Here is an 18242-nt window from a genome sequence, read left to right as displayed (position 1 = left end):
TATTATCGCAGGGAGTGAACAACATGAATGACGACACCCCAGACATCCAGCGTTTGACCATCGTCGAGAATGATTGGTGTGTAGGCCGGGTTAGCACTTTGGAGTTCGACACTATGGCCCCGTCGATAGAGTGTTTTCACACACAGCTCGCCGTCCAGTAGGCACATGACCACATCTCCGTTGCTGGGTTTCAGGGAGCGATCGACAATGAGAATGTCTTTATCAAAAATGCCCACATCCTGCATGGAAGAACCTTGAGCCAGTGCGAAGAACGTTGCGGCAGGGTGCTGGATGAGTAACTGATCCAGAGAGAGCTTCTGCTCAAGATAATCGGCCGCCGGGCTGGGGAAACCGCAGGCAGCAGGAGCCTTGAAAAAAGGGAAGAGGCTTTTTGATTCGTCTGGTGAAATGAGAGTAATCGGCATACGTTATACACTTAGAATGCACTGTTTTTATATACAGTACGCTCTAAATGCGCAGCTTTCAAGAATAACCCCGTGGGTTGGTGAATCCAGTCTTTGTCATTGCTTACTCCACAACACCGGCACGCCTGTCATAAAGTCAGCCAGTGACCGTCCTGCAATATGTTGGCCGGTGATAATTTCTTCCTGCAAAACTGGTGACAGCATAGCCAACCGTAGTATCCGTGAGACATAGCTTTCGTTCTGTTGGTAGTGTGCGGCCAGTGTCTTCACATCACTAAACTCTCCATCCTCCAGCTTCTGCAGCCAGATATGAGCCTGCGCCAGTGCTCGCATAAGGGCTGTATCGCTAGTGGGCGAGGATTGCAGTAATTCACCGTCAGCGGTCTGGATACGAGTACGGCCTCCTCTACGGAGCAACTGTATCGGGATGTTCACTTCCAGAATATTTTCATCCGGGTAGAAGCGGCTCTGACGTTTACCTGTGATGTTCATAGTTATGCGGCCCCTTTCAAGTCTTCGGCAAGTCCGGCAATAGCCTCGGTATGGAAACGGAGGCGCAGATTGTCTTCCTGCACGTCAATCCGGTCGATCAGCAGCTGGGCGATGCGTTGCTGTTCATTGGGAAACAGTTCCTGCCAGATGGCCTTCAGGGTGTGAAGGCCCTCCACGGTGTGATCGTAAGTGATCTCGTTGTCTGTTACCTGGCTGTGCTGAAAAATCTGCATAAGAAGGTTGGGTTGGTTAATCAACTGTTCTACTTCCTGAATGATTGCTTGTTCTAAAGGCTCAGCAGGTAGTGGTGGGAGCGGACTTTCCCGGTGACCTTTCTTCCGGGCGGTGTTGCTGGTGTAGTAGCGATAGCGTTTGCCCCGTCGTCGTCCGCTGGTGGGCACCAGTGCGATACCGTCGGGGCCAAACAGCAACCCTCGCAGAAAGGCTGGGCTGTGCCGCCAGCGGGACTCTGTGCGGCGACTGTTCCTGTTGCTATCGAATATGGCTGCGGCCTTATCCCATAATGCTTGGTCAAGAATGGCGGTGTGCTGGCCGGGGTACCATTCGCCTTTGTGGTGAATCAGGCCCAGGTATATTTTGTTATTGAGTAGCTTACGCATGGTGCTTTTCGCAAAAGGCTTTCCTCCCCAGGCAGAGCCATCTTTCTTGGGATAGCGTTTGGTACAAAAGCCCATATCGTTGACGCGGTAACAGGTTTCGGTCAGTGAACGGGTTTCAATAAACGTCTCAAAGATGATCTGCACCACCTTCTTCTCGCCTCTATTCACCACCAGCTTTCTCTCTTTGACTTCATAACCCAGCGGTACGGCACCGCCCATCCACATGCCTTTTTTCTTGGACTCGGCAAATTTGTCTCGAATGCGTTCGCTGGTAATCTCTCGCTCAAACTGAGCGAAGGACAGCAGCATATGGAGAGTGAGTCTTCCCATGCTGTCAGTGGTATTGAGGGGCTGAGTTACCGAGATAAATGATGTGTTGTGCTCATCCAGAATACCCACCAGCCGAGCGAAGTCTGATATAGAACGGGTCAAACGATCCACCTTGTAGACGATGATGATATCAATCTCATCGCGCTCGACGGCAGCCATTAATCGTTTCAGCCCAGGCCGCTCAATATTCCCACCAGAAAACCCGCCATCCTCAAACCGCTCATCCACCAGCTGCCAGCCCTGATGTTTTTGTGACATGACATAGGCAACACCGGCTTCCCATTGGGCATCGAGAGAGTTGAATTCCTGCTCCAGTCCTTCCTCGGAGGATTTACGGGTGTAAATAGCACAGCGTTTTATGGGATTTGTGTTGGTGCTCACTTCTTTTTCCTCCGACGATTGCTCTTCTGTTGTTGCTCTTTACGCAATCCAAAAAAGGCAGGCCCATTCCATTGGCTGCCGGTAATCACCTTGGCGATAGCGGTCAGACTTTTATAGAGCTGGCCCCGATACTCAAAGCCTTCCTGAGTGACGACCACTTCATGTTCTTCATGCAGATACTCACGCATCAGGCGGGTACCATTGGGCAATTGGCAGGTTTTGTTCTTCGGGGTTTTCTTATCTTTTAGAATGGATTGCTTCACCTGCAATAGACGCTTTTTGGTTAAGTCACTCAAACCACCCAGAGCTTGTTCCTGAACCTTCCAGACCAGTCGCTGACGCAGGATTTTGGTATGTAAGGCGGGTGCTTCCTTACCCAACAGCTCTTTCCAGGTCTGGCAAAGCTGCTTGTTGTTCATGGTCATGATATGAGCGACCTGAGCGGCCAGTGTCTGCTCACTTTCACTACTGCCTTCATTCTGTGCCATGGTCTGTCTCCGGTTGAGAAGGGACGGACATACACGCTCTGTCGTCGGTCAAAGTCCAGTCAGGTTTGGTGTCTTGGTTGTTTTTCTCTGACATACGTCGCTGGTGGCGCACAACGGCCAGGGACAGGAGGTGAATCAACTCTTCACGGGGGGAGTTCAAGGGAAGGGAGCGTAGGTTTTGTTCGTCCATGATCAAGCTGCTCAGGTAGTTTTTCTTTACATGTAAAGCCTGCGCCGCAGAGGGCATTTTGTAAAAGTCCAGTTTGTCCAAAATAGGGCACGAATGCCCTGTTTTAGGGCCTATAGAATACGGTTGTCAGCTTTTGTCGGATTGCATTAAAGTGATTTGTTCGCCATCAGGAACAGTGGCGATTCCAATCATAATTTGATCAGGGAAGAGACATGCCAGTCATCAGTCGTGTGCTGCGCCACCTGGATATTGAGTCCGATACGTTCTTTGAGCTTTGTGACATCGATCTTCATAAAGTATCGCCGGGAACAACACGTATGGTCTCACCCAAAGACCTCATCAAAAGTACCTGGATGCTTGATAGCCAACAGCAGGACAAACTGCGCCAACTGGCCCAGCGTATTGATAATCTCTCTGGTATCGCTGGTCAGGAAATTCTGCAAAACCTCGATACACACAAAGTCGATTTTGCCGGTCTGAGAACACCACAAGATAAGCTGGTTCGTCTGTACAAGGGCGATCGCCCAATCTTCCGCAAGGCTGAAGCCATCTTCTATGTGGATGAGTACCGTGAAAAATCCATGGTCTGGAGTGGTTACCGGTTACCAGCACCTGTAGATTTGGATCGGAATTGTGATCTTGACGAGCTCCAGAGAAGTCTTCAGACCTTGTTTGGTAATGACGCGGTGGTGATCGAACCTTATGAGCGTTACCGCAACTACAAGCATGGCGCTCCCGTGCGTGTTTTGCAGTTCATGGTTTACCGGGAAGGTGTCGGAGTCAGTATTGATGTGGTCAACAGAGAGAGGGGCGAGGTAGAATCCAGTGTGATTTACCCGGCTCGGTTATATGGCATTGTCTATGAACCAGATACCGGTGTGTTGGAGTTTTATGGTAAGCAACAGGCTTTACGCGACAAGATTCGTACAACCTTTTGCAAGGATGTGTTAGCGGTTTCTGACCACATGGAGTCATTGATTTTCAGGGAAGTGAGTCTGGACATATTGCGCACCAAGCAGGATCTGGCATCCCTGTGCAGCCTCAAGCATGGTGTGCGGGAAATGGTCGTGAAGTCTTTTTCTCTGAAGATAGAGCCGGACGAGGAACCGATTATTTGGGGAGGAAAGCCCCGAAAACCTCTCGCTTCCGATGTTTACAATGCCATGGAAAAGGTCGACTCACTGCATATCCTGGATCGTGATAATGTCACTATTCACAGCGCAACGCTGGTTATTCACTGTAATGTCGTGGAAGACTTGCCGGAAGATACTATCACCCTGACCTTGTCTGTTCCCCATACCTGTGACCTGCCGGACAATACCCTGCGCAACAAATACATCATCCACGAATTGCTGGTGGATCTGAAGTTGATCAAGGAGCTGGTCTATGGATAAAACGCTCGACCCTCATGTCTTGGATCATCTGCTGCAGACTTTTGAGTACCCTGTTCCACGGCGACGTATCAGCGAATTTCGGTATCGTTATCCTGATTTTATCACCACTGCCATTCTGGAAAGCGGTGCCTATACACCCCGAGGCGTCGACCCGGATCGGCTAATTAAAACCGACTCAGGTGAAGATGGCGGCGATGGTTATCGCACGGTCTGGGAAGAGGATGGGAAACATTACTATTACGTGCCGGGGCTGGAGCCTATAGAGGTGTGTGATGACGATTTACGAGTATATGACTTCCATATGGATTGGTTTCCGGACTGGATGTCCCGGCAGATAGGCAACGATACTCCAGAAGTTTTACAGGACGGGCTCGTATGGTATTTGGGGCAGCAGCATGGCACTGCGATTATCCTGGTGAGGGGGCTGGGTGATCTTCCCCGTTATGAGAAAATTTATGATGTGCTGGAGGAGAAGGTTCAGCGGCCAGCCTTGCTGTTATCTCGATCTCCTCTGCAATCGAAACGCTTGCCTCTGCCGGACAATCATCAGGTGGTTCTCTTCGGTGAGATTTTTCATAACAGTACCGAGCTGTGCCTGAAGAAGTGGCTGACGCCTAATGAACTGGTATGGAACCCTGAGACTGGTGAGTTGCGATGGAATGACTTGCCACCTTTGAAAGGGAAAGGAAAACGCAGGGAAATTTATGGTCGCCTCTATGAGGCTGGTCATGACTATGGCCAGCCCAAACTGAATACAGCACAGCTGTTTGAAAAAGTTGGTATCAAGCCCATGACCATCAAGCAGTACTTTAGTGGCGCTGATTCGCTATGGAGTCAATACATAGGCTTTGATGAAGAAAACTGTTGGCTTCGACACTTTGTAGAGACTCCCTGACCGGTTTTAATGCCGGTTTTTTTAACTCTTTTTCTGGAAACCCACTTCTCCTCGCAGTTCTCCTCTTCTCCTCACAGTTCTCCTCACTTGATTGCCAATACTGGACTGGCTGGTACGAAAAACCACAGGGAGGGGAAGCCATGCCAGAGTGTCATCAATCGGTGTCCGATGTGCAGACGCAGCATATCGACACCCATCAGCTCGCCAAACGCTGGTGTCTCAGTTACAAGTCCATTGCCCGGTTACGGCAGTACGGAGGTGGTCCGCACTACCTGCGGATTCGGGGGCGTGTCGTTTATCGCCTGGAAGATGTGGTGGCCTACGAACAGGAACGAGTGTTCGCCGGGGTAGGGCGCAAGTTGGAAGAAGGCGGGGAGGGCGTCCCATGCCAGTAACCCTTTCTGACCTGAAAACCATGCCGGTCTATGAACTCACGGCACTGCCTGCCAAAGAGTTGATGGCCCTGATCCAGGCTGCTGAGAAAGCCCTGCACGATGCGCAGTATCAGGTGCAGTGGTTGCAAAGTGCCTTGGCTCACAAGTACATGAACCGGGCCGAGAACCTGCGCAAGTTGGAGTGGCAGAAAACCGGCTCTATCACTTTTGAAGAGGATGGTGTGCTGGTGGAGCAGGAGGTTCCGGCGATCCCGTCGTGGGATCAGGATCATCTGGCGTTTATGGCAGAGGTGATGCAACGCAGTGGCGGTACTCCTGCCGAGTATATGCAGATCACGTACAGCATTGATGAAAATAAGTTTGAGCAGTGGCCGGTGGAATTTCAGCGGCAGATTGCTGAGGCTCGCTGTGTTGATAAGGGTGCTGTCGTGTATCGATTAATGCCGTTGGTCAATGGCGGCTCCGAACAGGAACAACCGGGAGATGAAGTATGACCTTTCCCATTATTCCTGCAGAGCAACGGCAGCAGGATGACAAAGGCGTGAAAGCGGTATTGCTTGGCCCCAGTGGTGTCGGCAAAACCTCTCAGTTGTGGACGCTGCCCCCGGACAAAACCTTGTTTATAGATCTCGAAGCCGGTGATCTCGCTGTTCAGGGCTGGACGGGAGATGTATTACGTCCCCGCACATGGCCAGAGTTCCGCATGCTGGTGGAGTTCATTGGCGGACCTAACCCAGCGCTGAATGAGAGGCAGCCTTTCTGCCAGGCTCACTTCGATCAAGCGTGTCAGAACTTCGGTGATCCGGCCGTACTCGATAAATACGAGATATTTTTTATCGACTCACTGACAGCCCTGGCGCGATTGTGCTTTGCGTGGTGCCAAACCCAGGATGAAGCCAAGAGCGAAAAAACGGGCAAGCCCGATACCCGTGGCGCTTATGGTTTGCTCGGACGGGAGATGATTGCAGCACTGAATCATCTGCAGCATGTGCGGGGAAAGAGCGTGATTTTCGTGGGCATTCTGGAAGAGAAGGTGGATGACTTCAACCGTCGAATTTTTCAGCCCCAGATCGAAGGTTCTCGCACAGGTTTGGAGCTACCAGGTATCGTCGATGAAGTGATCACCATGGCCAGCCTTCCGGATGAACAGGGACAGTTACAGCGAAGTTTTGTCTGCCAAACTCTCAATCCCTGGGGCTTTCCGGCCAAAGACCGTAGTGGTCGCCTGAACCAAACCGAACCGGCTCACCTCGGGCAACTTCTGCAGAAAATCAACCAACCCCGTGATACTCGACAACCTGCTGGGCGACAGCTGCAGTACGCCACCAGCACGCCCATGCAACCCAACACCACCATCACACAAGGACAGTGATATGACTTACCAACAAAATCAGCAAGCCAATAACGAGTGGACAGATTTTAACAACGCCACAGTTCAGCAGGATTATGACGTGATCCCCAAAGGGACGCTGGCCAAGGTGCGCCTGACCCTCAAACCCGGAGGGTATGACGAACCTCCTATGGGCTGGACGGGCTGGACGGGCGGTTGGGCGACAAAGGGCGAGGGTGGTGCGGTCTATCTTAAGGCGGAATATGTGGTGATGGCCGGGCCGTTTGCCAAGCGTAAGGTCTGGAGCCTGATCGGGCTGCACAGTCCCAAAGGGCCGAACTGGAGCAATATGGGACGTACCTTTGTTCGTTCATTGCTGTGTTCTGCCCGGGGTATTCGACAAGATGATGTTTCTCCTCAGGCTGTCATGGCCCGGCGATTGAAGGACTTTGGCCAGCTGGATGGCATGGAGTTTGTGGCCCGCATCGATGTTGAGAAAGATGCGGATGATGAACCTACCAATGTGATCAAGCATGTCATCACGCCAGATCATAAGCAGTATCAGGCACTGATGAATGAGATGGTAGGTGGGCAGCCGCAGCAGATCTCAACTCAGACACCACAGCAGCACCATCCTGATTATCAGTACCAACACCCTCAACAGCAGATTCCTTCTCAGCAACCGGCACCTACCCAGCAGCAGGCCCCTGACGGCTACTGGCAGGACTGATCAATGGCCCGGCTTGTTGTTATTCGCCAGCAGGTCGGGATTCTCACTTTCAGGACGAAAGACCATGACAAATTACATGGATTTTAATGATGCACCGGTTGCCAAAGATCCCGATAGCCCCAGTGAGCGACGGCTCTCCGTTGATGATGTGAAACAGAAACTGCTGGACCGATTGCCCCAGTATATCGAGTACCTACTACCCAATGCTGTGCGCCAGAATGATCACTACGTCATTGGTGATGCTTTTGGGGTGACTGGTCACAGCATGGGGATTTGTGTCGAAGGCGTGAAGAGGGGGCTTTGGCACGATTTTGCCACTGGTGAGAATGGCGATATGTTTCACCTCACGCAAACCAATCAACATATTGATTTTCCCGAAGCGCTACGGTTTGTGGCTCGATGGCTGGGAGTCGAAGCCCAGGTGCCGCGGCCACCAGCGCCAAGCCAGAAGCCGAAACCCAAAGTCGACGATCTTGGACCTCACACGGCCAAGTGGGATTATCAGAACGGTGATGGCCAGCTGGTGGCGTGTGTTTATCGCTACGATACCCCCTCAGGAAAGGAGTTCCGCCCCTGGGATGTGAAGCTTGGCAAACATAAAGTTCCATCGCCTCGGCCGCTCTACAACCAGCCCGCCATGAAGGGCAGCGATACTGTCGTGCTGGTGGAGGGAGAAAAATGTGCCCAGGCGCTGATCGATGCGGGTATTTATGCGACCACGGCTATGAATGGTGCCAAGGCTCCGGTCGATAAAACCGACTGGTCGCCGCTCAAAGGGAAGCAGGTGCTCATATGGCCGGATAATGACCAGGCTGGCCGTGAGTATGCAGAAGCGGCCGCACAGGCAGTATTGAAAGAGGGAGCGTTGTCGTGTGCCATTCTGATTCCATCAGCCGATAAGCCCGAAAAGTGGGATGCGGCGGACGCCTTGCAAGAGCAAGATGACCAAGGGCACGGCTTTGATGTGGCAGGCTTTCTGGCCAGCGGGGAACGGACACCAATTATCACGCAGTCAGAGACAACAGATGTGACGTTGTCTGCCGGTATGAGTTTGGATACAGACGACCAGATTACCTCGGCGTTTACTCAACTCCACGGACAAAACTGGCGTTACTGTGCGCGATGGGGGAAATGGCTGGTCTGGACGGGGCAACGTTGGTCGGTCGATGAAGTCCTCTATGTTCAGTATTTGTCCCGCATGGTGTGTCGTAGTGCTTCTGATCTGGCCGATAAAGAGCGTCAGAAGAACCGATTGGCCTCTTCCAGCACCATTCGTGGTATTGAAGGTTTGGCGCGGTCTACTCCTGAACATGCCACGCATCCCGATGACTGGGATCGTCATGCCTGGTTACTCAATACGCCTGAGGGTGTTGTAAACCTTAAGACCGGTGATCTTCGGGAGCATGATCGCAGCAATATGATGACGCGCATGACAACGGCCTCTCCCAATGGTGATTGCCCGCTCTGGCTCAGTTTTCTCAGTGACGTGACAGAGAGTGATCAGGCGCTGGTGGATTATTTGCAGAAGGTGGTGGGCTACTGTCTGACTGGTGTGACATCCGAGCATGCTTTGTTTTTTTTGCATGGTGGCGGGGCCAATGGGAAATCGGTGTTCATCCATGTACTGATGTCGATTCTTGGCGGTTACGCGACCAATGCGCCGGTGGAAACCTTTATGGAATCCCGTACAGAGAAACACCCGACCGATTTGGCCAATCTACAGGGAGCCCGGTTTGTCTCGAGTGTGGAAACAGAACAGGGCAAGCGCTGGAACGAATCCAAACTGAAGACCTTAACGGGCGGCGACAAGATTTCAGCCCGATTTATGCGACAGGATTTTTTCGAATACACCCCTCAGTTCAAACTGGTCATCGCGGGAAACCATAAACCCTCCATCCGGAATGTTGATGAAGCCATGAAGCGCAGGCTGCACCTAATACCTTTTACCGTCAAAGTGCCGGATAAAAAGAAAGACCCGCACCTATCAGAGAAGCTCCTGAAAGAGCGTGATGGCATTCTGGCCTGGGCACTGCAAGGTTGTCTGCTCTGGCAAAAAGAAGGCATTAAGCCACCCGCGAGTGTTGTGAAAGCATCCCGGGAATACTTCGACAGTGAAGATGCACTGGGGCAGTGGCTGGAGGAGCGGTGTGACTTGGGTAACCAGCGCAGGGAGGAGGTTTCCAAGTTGTATGCGGATTGGCAGGAATGGGCTGAGAAAAATGGTGAATTTACCGGATCGATAAAACGGTTCTCACAATTACTGCAATCAAGAAAGTTTGATCAGTGCCGTTTTACCGGTGGTTTAAGGGGACTGACAGGTCTTTCTTTACGGCCCAGAACATTTGTGAAGTTTGGTGGATACGCGGCTGATTAATCAAAGGAAATTGGATAACCAGTGACGGAAGGGACAGAGCTGCAGTATATCCTTCATGTACGCGCATATACGCGCAGCTATGAAACTTATACTGCAACCGTGTCTCTTCCGTCACTCCGTCCAGTGGATGCTCGGGAGGGAAACCATGACATCAGAAATTGAAGAGCTTGCAGAGCGTTATCGGGAAGCCTGGGCGACAGCCAAACGACTGCCGACCGGTATCCAGCTTGGTCACACAGCCAGCTGGCCGGAGATGGCTTTCGATCAGCGAGAACAGGTGCGCCGAGCAGAGCCGGAGGTGATCTTCGTACGACCCACGGCAAAGCAGGAAGACCGGCTGGTGGAGTGTATCAACTGGCTGACGCCACTCACCATCGAAGAACGTAACTTGATCTGGTTACGAGCATCCGGTCTATCTTAGCGACTGGTGGGGGCGCGATTCCAAATGTCATCCAAAACCGCGAGGGTGCATTGGATTCAGGCGTTAAACCGGCTTCAAATCTACCGCTTATCGGAAAGAGCACGTGTTATTTATCCCTGATTGTTCCAGATAAATGAAAAGAGGCGTGCATTATTCCTGATTGTCCTTATCTGACCGATTTCCCACTTTTGCCGGTTTCGGTATAGATTTTCAGTATGCTCGTGCAGTGCTGCGCCTCAAACCTCTGAACGCCTCGGTCTCTCCAACCGGGGCGTTCTTGTTTCTGTGAAATGAGTCAGGGATGACCATGTCCGAATCGTCACAACAACACCTCGTCGAACAACTGGAACATTGGCCCGTCGCCGAACTGGTGCCCTATGCCAGAAATGCTCGTACCCATTCACCGGAACAGGTGACTCAGATTGCCCGCTCGATTCAGAGCTTCGGGTTTGTGAATCCAATCTTGGTGGGCGATGACAAGGTGGTCGTGGCTGGCCATGGTCGTTTGATGGCAGCGAACGAGCTGGGGATGGATCGCGTACCAGTGATTGTGCTCGGGCATCTCGACGAAGTGCAACGGCGGGCGTTGGTACTGGCCGACAACAAACTAGCCGAGAATGCAGGCTGGGATGAAGAGTTGCTCAAGCTGGAACTCCAGGCGTTGGATGATCTGGATTTTGATCTCGACATCATGGGCTTTTCGGACGAGGAACTGGATGGGCTGTTGCTGGAAGAATCCGAAGGCAACACGGAAGACGATGCGGTGCCGGAGGTGCAGGAACATCCGGTCAGTCAACTCGGTGATGTGTGGATACTCGGCGATCATCGCGTGCTGTGCGGCAGTGCCACCGAATCGACGGATGTTGAAACACTGATGGCTGGCCAGCTGGCGGACATGGTGTTCACCGATCCGCCCTACAACGTCGACTATGGCAACAATACAAAAGACAAGCTTCGCGGCAAAGACCGCCGGATCAAGAACGACAACCTGGGCGATGAATTCCACGGTTTCCTGCTGGCCGCCATGACCAACATGATCTCAGTCTGCAAAGGCGCAATCTACGTGTACATGTCGTCGTCTGAGCTAGATACCCTCCAGAAAGCTTTTCGTGAGGCTGGTGGCAAGTGGTCCACCTTTCTGATCTGGGCCAAGAACACTTTCACGCTGGGCCGGGCGGATTACCAACGCCAATACGAACCCATTCTCTACGGCTGGAAAGAAGGCTCCGATCACTTCTGGTGTGGTGCCCGGGACCAGGGGGATGTCTGGTTCTTCAACAAACCCGTAAAGAATGATCTTCACCCTACCATGAAGCCGATTGAGCTGGTGGAGCGGGCCGTTCGTAATTCATCCAAAACCCAAGACATTGTGCTGGATCTGTTTGGTGGCTCCGGCAGCACCCTGATTGCCTGCGAGAAGGCCAATCGTCAGGCACGACTGACGGAACTCGACCCCAAATACGTCGATGTGATTGTCCGGCGCTGGGAAGAGTACGCAGGCAAGGAAGGTTTTCTGGAAGAGAACAATTTGACGTTTGCACAAATGGCGCAAGAGAGAGGTGTTGAGTATGTGACCGCCAGGGATGGCGGAAACATCAGCACTGTAGGGAGCAAGTGCTGATGGAAGTAATTCAACAGCGGCTTGATCAGATTGATGGCAAGCTCGACAAACTCTCCGATGCTGTGAGCCGTCTGGCAGCGGTGGAAGAACGGCTGATTCACCAAACGACTACTCTCGACAGCCTTAACCGCAAACTCGAAGACTCTGAAAAGCGTATCCGCACCCTGGAGCGGCAGGCCAGTGCCCGGGGTGTGGTGTTGGCTTCGGTAGAGCGATTCGGCTGGCTGATTCTGACTACTGTGATTGGTGTAGTCGCTTACACACTCAAGGGCTGAATATGATGGGAAAGCGTACGGAAACAAACACCATCGTCGTGCATTGCTCGGCCACCAAACCTGATCAGAATGTCACCTTTGACACGATCAAGCGCTGGCATCTGATGGAGCGGGCTTTTATCGATATTGGCTATCACTGGGTGATCGAACGGGATGGTTCCGTCAAGCAGGGGCGGGCGGTGGATGACTGGGGTGCTCATGTCAAAGGTCATAATCATGAGAGCGTGGGCATCTGTCTGGTCGGCGGTCTGGACGACGATGGCGAGCCAGACGATAACTTCACACCCTTGCAAAAACGTATGTTGAAGTTCCTGGTGACAGGCTGTCAGGGTCTGTGGCCGGAAGCCGTGGTCAAAGGACATTACCACTTCAATGAGGACAAGGACTGTCCTTGCTTTGATGTTGATCAGTGGCTGTACGATGAAGGGTTTGCAGGAGGGGTTGTCGCATGAGTTGGGTAGCGGCCGTACCGGTGGTGGGAAAGATCATTGACAAAGTGTTCCCGGACGCAGATCAGGCCAGCAAAGCCAAGACCGCTCTCACTGAGATGGCTATTAGTGGCGAGTTGGATGTGCTGGCCCAGCAGGCTGGTGTTATCAAAGCCGAAGCGCAAGGTGAGGGCTGGTTGCAAAGAAGCTGGCGACCACTGGTAATGTTGACCTTTACGGCTTTGGTTGTGTGTCGGTGGATGGGCTGGGCTTCACCAGATCTGAGTGAGGCGCTGGAGTTGAAGTTGCTCGGTATCGTGCATCTAGGCATTGGGGGTTACATTGCCAGCCGGGGTGTGGAGAAGGTTGTTACAAAACTGAGAAGTTAACCACGCCATTACGGCATTCATAATCTTTTACAGCTGTAATCATTGCCTTTTTGATGAAAGGCAATAGAATATTTTGCCATTGTCAATCGATGAAGGAATTATCGTTAGTGGCTCAGCTGGAAGACCTGAAAGGGACATCATATCACCGACAAAAGTCAGCCCTTGATGTGACAATAGAACAGTTTGGCAATCCTCCCGCAGAATTAAAAGAAAAAAACGAGCTGGCACTCCTTGCCTACATAGGTTGTCTTGCCAGTGTGGAAGCGGGCCTGCAGAAATACAGAGATAAAGCTACAAGCTGGAAGACATCTCAGTATGCCGCAGAGGAAGGGGATTCATCGACATTGAGGCAAAATCTGGCCCTTGCCGGGCAGCCCTGTCCCGTACCAACCACTCCTGGAAAGAAAGCGGAAGCCCCCGATAGAGTAGAAGCTCATCACATCATCCCAAGCGGCGATAATCGCTTTACCTTGGCTGCCACCCTCCGGGCTCGCCTTGCCCGGGCAAAGGTAAGGATTGATGACTCTGATAACGGTGTATGGCTGCCCAAAACCAAGCGTGATCGGATTCCATCTACTCCTCATGCCGTACCACACAGGAATATCCATAGAGAAGGCTATTATCGTTTCCTTACCGGTCTTTTTTCGACAGAGAAAAACAAGATTATGTTTCGTACCAAGTTGAATACGGTTCGGAACATGCTTCGTAATGGCGATATCCCTGACTGGGTTATGTTGCCGAAACATATGCTCCCGGATGATTAAGTATGATTTATAGACTGGATTTTGATCTGGATAGCTATGTGTCCATTTTTATCAGCATGGATGCGATGGAAGATGTTATGGATGATATTTATTATCCAGAGGGAGAGTCACTGCTTGAGGAATGGGTAGCTCCGCAGGCGGAGTTTGTGGATGGTAAAGGTCAGGGTCGCAACCTTCAGATACCAGATATTGGAAGCTGGGAAGGGAATATGGTTCTTGGCCCAGATGCTTACGAGAAACTTTCTTCGGTGGTCGCCGCTGATAATGAATTACTGCCGGTGCTTATTGATGGGCAGACATGGTATGTCGTTAATATCATATCGACTACAGATGCCGTTAATCTTGAGGAAAGCGAACAGGACTTACGGGGTGGCATTTACGTTGGCCTGAAGAGTCTGGCATTTCATGAGGAAGATCTGAGTGGCACACCTCTTTTCAAAACGTCATTTGATGAGAAGGTTGGTAACTTTTGCAATGAATCGTTTCACCTGCTGGTCACTCAAGAGTATCAATTGGAAGGGCCTGTCTTTAGGACGAATCTTGAACGTCCATAATGAGCTTTATGTACCATGAGGGTGTGTGATAGCGAGGCTGGTAAGAGTAGATGGAGCATCGGCGGTTACATTTCCAGCTTTGGTTTGATTAAGGCTGGTCTGCAATCTACGTCGACAGTCTTCTACGCATTGACAACTGTTCATAGCTTGCAGCGTCTCACTTGCACACAACCTTATCCACAGATTTTGTGGGCAAATGCGGAGCGGAGATGGCAATTCATCAGGCCATTTAAGCGGCTGTGTGAGCCTGCCATCAAGAGTACGGGGTGGCCCTTGTCCAAGAAGAAGTAACGCTACACAGGCCCTTACGGGGCGATCAGCCGGGGTCCCTGGGGATCTGCTGGGAGTGCGGGTGCCCACCACCGCAGAATAACGCTAGTGACAGAGTGAAAATCGGGGTTGACACAGGTTGACAAATTGGTTGACAAAATCCCAGCGAAGCCAGTAACCACAAGGGTTTCAGTGCAGTGACAAGTTGTCAACCAGGTTGACAAAAGTGGTTGACACAGGTTGACAAAATCCGCTCTCCTTTCAGTCATTTTCCGCCGTGACCGATGCTCATCTGAGCCCTGAAAGACAAGTGGCGCAATTATTCAGGAATTGCGCCACTTGTTTTTATCCGGTGGTTTGAGGACTCATTCCACCACGCTCCATTTCCGGGCTGTCGGTGAGGCGAAGAGGTAGGTGCGGGGGGCTTGTCCACTGGTCAGCCGCTGCAGCTCGTGCAGGCAACGGTAAAAGCGCGGCTGGCACTCTTGCCACGGTTCGCTCTGATCCCTGTGCAGGGCGACCACACCGCGACCGGCTACATATTCCAGATCGCCTTTTTGCAGCAGGGCCAGCGCATCAAAGAAATGCCTGTACCACTGATTGAGTATGATCAGAGTACGGGCATCGGATCGGTTCAGCTGGCAGGTCATCAGATGGCCATTGCTAAGACCAAGGGCTAGCAGGGCCGGTTTACAGTCCATGGGGTTGGCCCGGCCGCAGGGTGTGCCATTGACCATTAGCGAAGATGTAGAGGTACTCGGCTCCGCTTTTGTCATAAGCCAGTTCTTGCAGTGCAGGCAGCGAAGGGCTTAGGGCAGCAGGAATAACCTGAGCGTCCCGGTCGAGGTAGATGTCTACACGATTGGGGCTCAGCCCCCGCAGCTCGCCCAAATCAAGAAGCCATGCCACCCGTTCTTCAGTCCGGTAATACTGCCGCAGGATTTTGCCAACACCGTTTTCATAGCCGTCGAAGTGACAATAAATAGAGCGGAAGGTGGGCGCGGTGCGACCCTCCCGCCGCACCGCAATTCGGCATCGGGTGCTCATGCGCAGGCCTCCAGCCCGGCGGTGATTCGGTAGACTCGCTCCTGACCGCCCGGTTTCTCGGATTCAATGGTCATCCCCAGTCGTTTCTTCAGGGCACCGGCGAGAGTGCCGCGCACCGTGTGCTGCTGCCAGTTGGTCTGCTCCATTATTTGGGCGATGGTGGCGCCTTCCGGGCGAGTGAGCATTTTGATGACCTGATCCAGCTTGCTGCCGGGACGGGTTTTACTTTTGCTCACGGGGGATTTTTTCGGTTCTGATGGGACTTCTTCAACCCCGATGGCCTGCCGTCCTGCTGGAGTCAGGGCATAGTCCACCCAATTACCTTTGCTGGGGATGGCCTTGATCAGCTGCTTGTTCAACAGACTGTCGATCACCTTTTTCCGGGCACCGCCGTTGAGCGGCACATCTTGTGCGGTGAACGTGCCCTTGTCATGACCGAGTGTCAGAACGGTGGTCTGGCTGGGTGAGAGTTTGTGTTGTTTCATGGCGAGATCTCCTTTTTCGCTTTGGGGTTAGGCGCGTTCAATGCCAAGCGCGTCCTGCAATTGCTCAATCATGTGGTCAAGGTCGCCTACATGCCCCCAGTGACAATCGTCAGGAGCCCGATCAAAGTGCCGGTCGGCCTGTTGCTGAACTTGACGGATGAGCGCATCAATCCGCTGGCGTTTCTCGATCAGGGCGTCTTGAACGGTCTGCTGGGGCATGAGGATTTCCTCTGAAGGTTTTTTCGTTGTTGCCCTTTCATTCACGCTCTGAAGTGACGCTTTATCAAGTTGTTTTCTATTAATAATCAATGACTTGCCATAAAAGAGTGGGTTGGGGTTGGTATGGCCGGACAGAGGATGTCCCAGGCTGAATTTGCCCGTCAGAACGGCTGGAGTCGCCAGTATGTGGCCAAGCTGGTGCAGCAGGGGCGCATCAAGCTGGAAGGCGGGAAAATCGACCCTGTGGCGGCAAAGCGGGCGGTCGAGAAGCTGGCAGAACCCTCGACTGTTCTCCGGGGAAAATCCAGTAAAGCAACGGACATACAGAGTCGTACAACAGTACCTGCCGTTTCCCAGGTACCTACCACTTCTTTGCCAACAGAGAGTCGTAAAACCGTTGATTACGCGGCCGCCCGCACCATGCGTGAAGCCTTTCGCGCCAAGATGGCCAAGCTGGATTATGAGGAGCGCGAAGGCAAACTGGTGGATGCGGGTAAGGTCAAAGAAGAAGCCTTTCAGGTCGGACGCATGATCCGTGATGGCGTACTGGCCATTCCTGACCGTATGGCTGATGTGTTGGCAGCAGAGAACGATCCCGCCAAAGTCAGGCAAGTGTTAATGGATGAACTGGAACGGGTGTTGGAGAAGTTGAGTGAATAGCCCTTACCTCTCAGGCTTTCAGTGGGGACTCAAACCCGACACTCGAATGACCGTATCGGAATGGGCCGATGAGCATCGCATTTTGCCTATGAAATCCGCCAAGGAAGCGGGTCGCTGGCGCACGGCCCGCACGCCGTACCTGAAGGCGATTATGGATTGCCTGTCGCCCAGTTCACCGGTGGAACGTGTCGTGTTTATGAAAGGTGCACAGGTCGGCGGTACCGAGAGTGGTAATAACTGGCTGGGTTATGTCATTCACCACACCCCCGGCCCGATGATGTACGTGCTGCCGACACTGGATATGGCCAAGCGGACTTCCAAGCAGCGCATCGCGCCGATGATTGAGGAGATGTCGATTCTCAAACAGCGGGTGAAAGACTCCCGCTCCAGAGATTCTGGTAATACCCAATTGGTGAAGGAGTTTCCTAATGGTGTTTTGATTATTGCCGGAGCTAATTCGGCCACAGGTCTGCGCTCCATGCCTGCGAGGTTTCTGTTTCTGGATGAAGTGGATGCTTATGACGATGATGTGGATGGGGAAGGCAGCCCGATCAACCTGGCCATCAAACGAACGGCAACGTTTTCTCGCAATCGTAAGATTCTGATGGTGTCCACGCCCAATATCGCGGGTAACAGCAAGATTGAAACCGCTTACGAACAATCCGATCAGCGACAGTACCAAGTCCCTTGTACTCAGTGCGGCCACTATCAACCCATTGAATGGCCACAAATCAAGTTTGAGAACGATGATCTGCCGTCCAAGGATGGACAAATGCCGCCAGAGGCAGGATGCCGGAAGCGGCCGGATACTGCATGCTTTGAATGCATCGCCTGCCAGCACCGAATGTACGAACACGACAAGCCCAAACTGCTAGAAGCAGGACGGTGGATCTCACTTAATGACGAGGCCGATGGTAAAACCGCAGGCTTCCACCTGAGCTCCCTCTACAGCCCCAATGGCTGGTACAGCTGGCGGGATGCCGTGGCGGATTTTCTGGCGGCGAAAGGTGATCCGGTTCTGCTCAAAGACTGGACCAATACTGTACTCGGCCAAACCTGGCAGGA

General features: G+C 52.4%; 25 protein-coding genes. 18 read left to right on the top strand and 7 right to left on the bottom strand.

Annotation, left to right across the window (positions count from 1 at the left end; all coding sequences use genetic code 11):
* Positions 1-2: 2 nt before the first annotated feature.
* From umuD to QMA35_RS13090, 5 genes are all read right to left on the bottom strand, one after another.
* Complete coding sequence (umuD, locus tag QMA35_RS13110) at positions 3-425, bottom strand: translesion error-prone DNA polymerase V autoproteolytic subunit (protein ID WP_281647607.1); 423 nt, start codon at positions 423-425, stop codon at positions 3-5.
* Positions 426-521: 96 nt separating this feature from the next.
* Positions 522-917 carry a hypothetical protein gene (locus tag QMA35_RS13105; protein ID WP_281647606.1) on the bottom strand — a complete coding sequence of 132 codons (396 nt, stop codon included), beginning with the start codon at positions 915-917 and terminating at the stop codon, positions 522-524.
* A gap of 2 nt (positions 918-919) precedes the next feature.
* Complete coding sequence (locus QMA35_RS13100) at positions 920-2248, bottom strand: recombinase family protein (protein ID WP_281647605.1); 1329 nt, start codon at positions 2246-2248, stop codon at positions 920-922.
* Complete coding sequence (locus QMA35_RS13095) at positions 2245-2736, bottom strand: DUF2924 domain-containing protein (RefSeq protein WP_281647604.1); 492 nt, start codon at positions 2734-2736, stop codon at positions 2245-2247. The genes QMA35_RS13100 and QMA35_RS13095 overlap by 4 nt, the downstream gene beginning before the upstream one ends.
* Positions 2723-2926, bottom strand: coding sequence for a hypothetical protein (locus tag QMA35_RS13090; protein ID WP_281647603.1), 204 nt, complete (start codon positions 2924-2926; stop codon positions 2723-2725). The genes QMA35_RS13095 and QMA35_RS13090 overlap by 14 nt, the downstream gene beginning before the upstream one ends.
* 212 nt (positions 2927-3138) lie before the next feature.
* Between QMA35_RS13090 and QMA35_RS13085 the strand changes: the two genes are divergently transcribed.
* The 15 genes from QMA35_RS13085 to QMA35_RS13015 all read left to right on the top strand — a co-directional run bounded on the left by QMA35_RS13085 (position 3139) and on the right by QMA35_RS13015 (position 15446).
* Positions 3139-4320, top strand: coding sequence for a hypothetical protein (locus QMA35_RS13085; RefSeq protein WP_281647602.1), 1182 nt, complete (start codon positions 3139-3141; stop codon positions 4318-4320).
* Complete coding sequence (locus QMA35_RS13080; RefSeq protein ID WP_281647601.1) at positions 4313-5215, top strand: hypothetical protein; 903 nt, start codon at positions 4313-4315, stop codon at positions 5213-5215. Before QMA35_RS13085 ends, QMA35_RS13080 begins: the two co-directional genes overlap by 8 nt.
* The gene (locus QMA35_RS13075) at positions 5185-5610 is read left to right on the top strand and encodes a hypothetical protein (RefSeq protein ID WP_281647600.1); all 426 of its coding nucleotides are present in this window, start codon (positions 5185-5187) and stop codon (positions 5608-5610) included. The genes QMA35_RS13080 and QMA35_RS13075 overlap by 31 nt, the downstream gene beginning before the upstream one ends.
* A complete protein-coding gene (locus tag QMA35_RS13070; RefSeq protein ID WP_281647599.1) occupies positions 5601-6104 on the top strand; it encodes a hypothetical protein in 504 nt (167 codons plus the stop codon). The genes QMA35_RS13075 and QMA35_RS13070 overlap by 10 nt, the downstream gene beginning before the upstream one ends.
* Complete coding sequence (locus QMA35_RS13065; RefSeq protein WP_281647598.1) at positions 6101-6982, top strand: ATP-binding protein; 882 nt, start codon at positions 6101-6103, stop codon at positions 6980-6982. The genes QMA35_RS13070 and QMA35_RS13065 overlap by 4 nt, the downstream gene beginning before the upstream one ends.
* Before the next feature lies 1 nt (position 6983).
* Positions 6984-7670 carry a hypothetical protein gene (locus QMA35_RS13060; RefSeq protein ID WP_281647597.1) on the top strand — a complete coding sequence of 229 codons (687 nt, stop codon included), beginning with the start codon at positions 6984-6986 and terminating at the stop codon, positions 7668-7670.
* Between the two features lie 64 nt (positions 7671-7734).
* Positions 7735-10044: a phage/plasmid primase, P4 family gene (locus QMA35_RS13055; RefSeq protein ID WP_281647596.1), complete on the top strand. Its 2310-nt coding sequence runs from the start codon at positions 7735-7737 to the stop codon at positions 10042-10044.
* Between the two features lie 145 nt (positions 10045-10189).
* The gene (locus QMA35_RS13050; RefSeq protein WP_281647595.1) at positions 10190-10465 is read left to right on the top strand and encodes a DUF6362 family protein; all 276 of its coding nucleotides are present in this window, start codon (positions 10190-10192) and stop codon (positions 10463-10465) included.
* A 307-nt stretch (positions 10466-10772) separates the two neighbouring features.
* Complete coding sequence (locus QMA35_RS13045) at positions 10773-12086, top strand: site-specific DNA-methyltransferase (protein WP_281647594.1); 1314 nt, start codon at positions 10773-10775, stop codon at positions 12084-12086.
* Positions 12086-12361: a hypothetical protein gene (locus QMA35_RS13040; protein ID WP_281647593.1), complete on the top strand. Its 276-nt coding sequence runs from the start codon at positions 12086-12088 to the stop codon at positions 12359-12361. Before QMA35_RS13045 ends, QMA35_RS13040 begins: the two co-directional genes overlap by 1 nt.
* Positions 12362-12363: 2 nt before the next feature.
* Positions 12364-12813: an N-acetylmuramoyl-L-alanine amidase gene (locus tag QMA35_RS13035; RefSeq protein ID WP_281647592.1), complete on the top strand. Its 450-nt coding sequence runs from the start codon at positions 12364-12366 to the stop codon at positions 12811-12813.
* Positions 12810-13178: a 3TM-type holin gene (locus QMA35_RS13030; protein WP_281647591.1), complete on the top strand. Its 369-nt coding sequence runs from the start codon at positions 12810-12812 to the stop codon at positions 13176-13178. The genes QMA35_RS13035 and QMA35_RS13030 overlap by 4 nt, the downstream gene beginning before the upstream one ends.
* A gap of 107 nt (positions 13179-13285) precedes the next feature.
* On the top strand, positions 13286-13942 hold the full coding sequence (locus QMA35_RS13025; RefSeq protein WP_281647590.1) for an AHH domain-containing protein: 657 nt from the start codon (positions 13286-13288) through the stop codon (positions 13940-13942).
* Positions 13943-13944: 2 nt separating this feature from the next.
* The gene (locus QMA35_RS13020; RefSeq protein ID WP_281647589.1) at positions 13945-14496 is read left to right on the top strand and encodes a hypothetical protein; all 552 of its coding nucleotides are present in this window, start codon (positions 13945-13947) and stop codon (positions 14494-14496) included.
* A gap of 695 nt (positions 14497-15191) precedes the next feature.
* Entirely contained in the window at positions 15192-15446 is a 255-nt protein-coding gene (locus QMA35_RS13015) for a hypothetical protein (protein ID WP_281647588.1), read from the top strand.
* A 10-nt stretch (positions 15447-15456) separates the two neighbouring features.
* Here QMA35_RS13015 and QMA35_RS13010 read toward each other — a convergent pair whose 3' ends face one another.
* Both QMA35_RS13010 and QMA35_RS13005 read right to left on the bottom strand, forming a co-directional pair.
* Entirely contained in the window at positions 15457-15789 is a 333-nt protein-coding gene (locus QMA35_RS13010; RefSeq protein WP_281647587.1) for a hypothetical protein, read from the bottom strand.
* 20 nt (positions 15790-15809) lie between these two features.
* A complete protein-coding gene (locus QMA35_RS13005; RefSeq protein WP_281647586.1) occupies positions 15810-16298 on the bottom strand; it encodes a DUF3489 domain-containing protein in 489 nt (162 codons plus the stop codon).
* Between QMA35_RS13005 and QMA35_RS13000 the strand changes: the two genes are divergently transcribed.
* The 3 genes from QMA35_RS13000 to QMA35_RS12990 all read left to right on the top strand — a co-directional run.
* Complete coding sequence (locus tag QMA35_RS13000) at positions 16287-16532, top strand: hypothetical protein (protein ID WP_281647585.1); 246 nt, start codon at positions 16287-16289, stop codon at positions 16530-16532. The genes QMA35_RS13005 and QMA35_RS13000 overlap by 12 nt on opposite strands.
* Positions 16533-16655: 123 nt before the next feature.
* Positions 16656-17177 (top strand): hypothetical protein, encoded by a 522-nt coding sequence (locus QMA35_RS12995; RefSeq protein ID WP_281647584.1) that lies wholly within the window; start codon positions 16656-16658, stop codon positions 17175-17177.
* Positions 17170-18242, top strand: a 1073-nt coding sequence (locus QMA35_RS12990; RefSeq protein ID WP_281647583.1) for a terminase gpA endonuclease subunit, incomplete at its 3' end; no start/stop codon positions are given. The genes QMA35_RS12995 and QMA35_RS12990, both read left to right, overlap by 8 nt.

It is taken from the genome of Parendozoicomonas sp. Alg238-R29 (assembly GCF_947331445.1).
Lineage (GTDB): Bacteria > Pseudomonadota > Gammaproteobacteria > Pseudomonadales > Endozoicomonadaceae > Sansalvadorimonas.
This window is presented reverse-complemented; position numbering and strand designations above follow the sequence as displayed.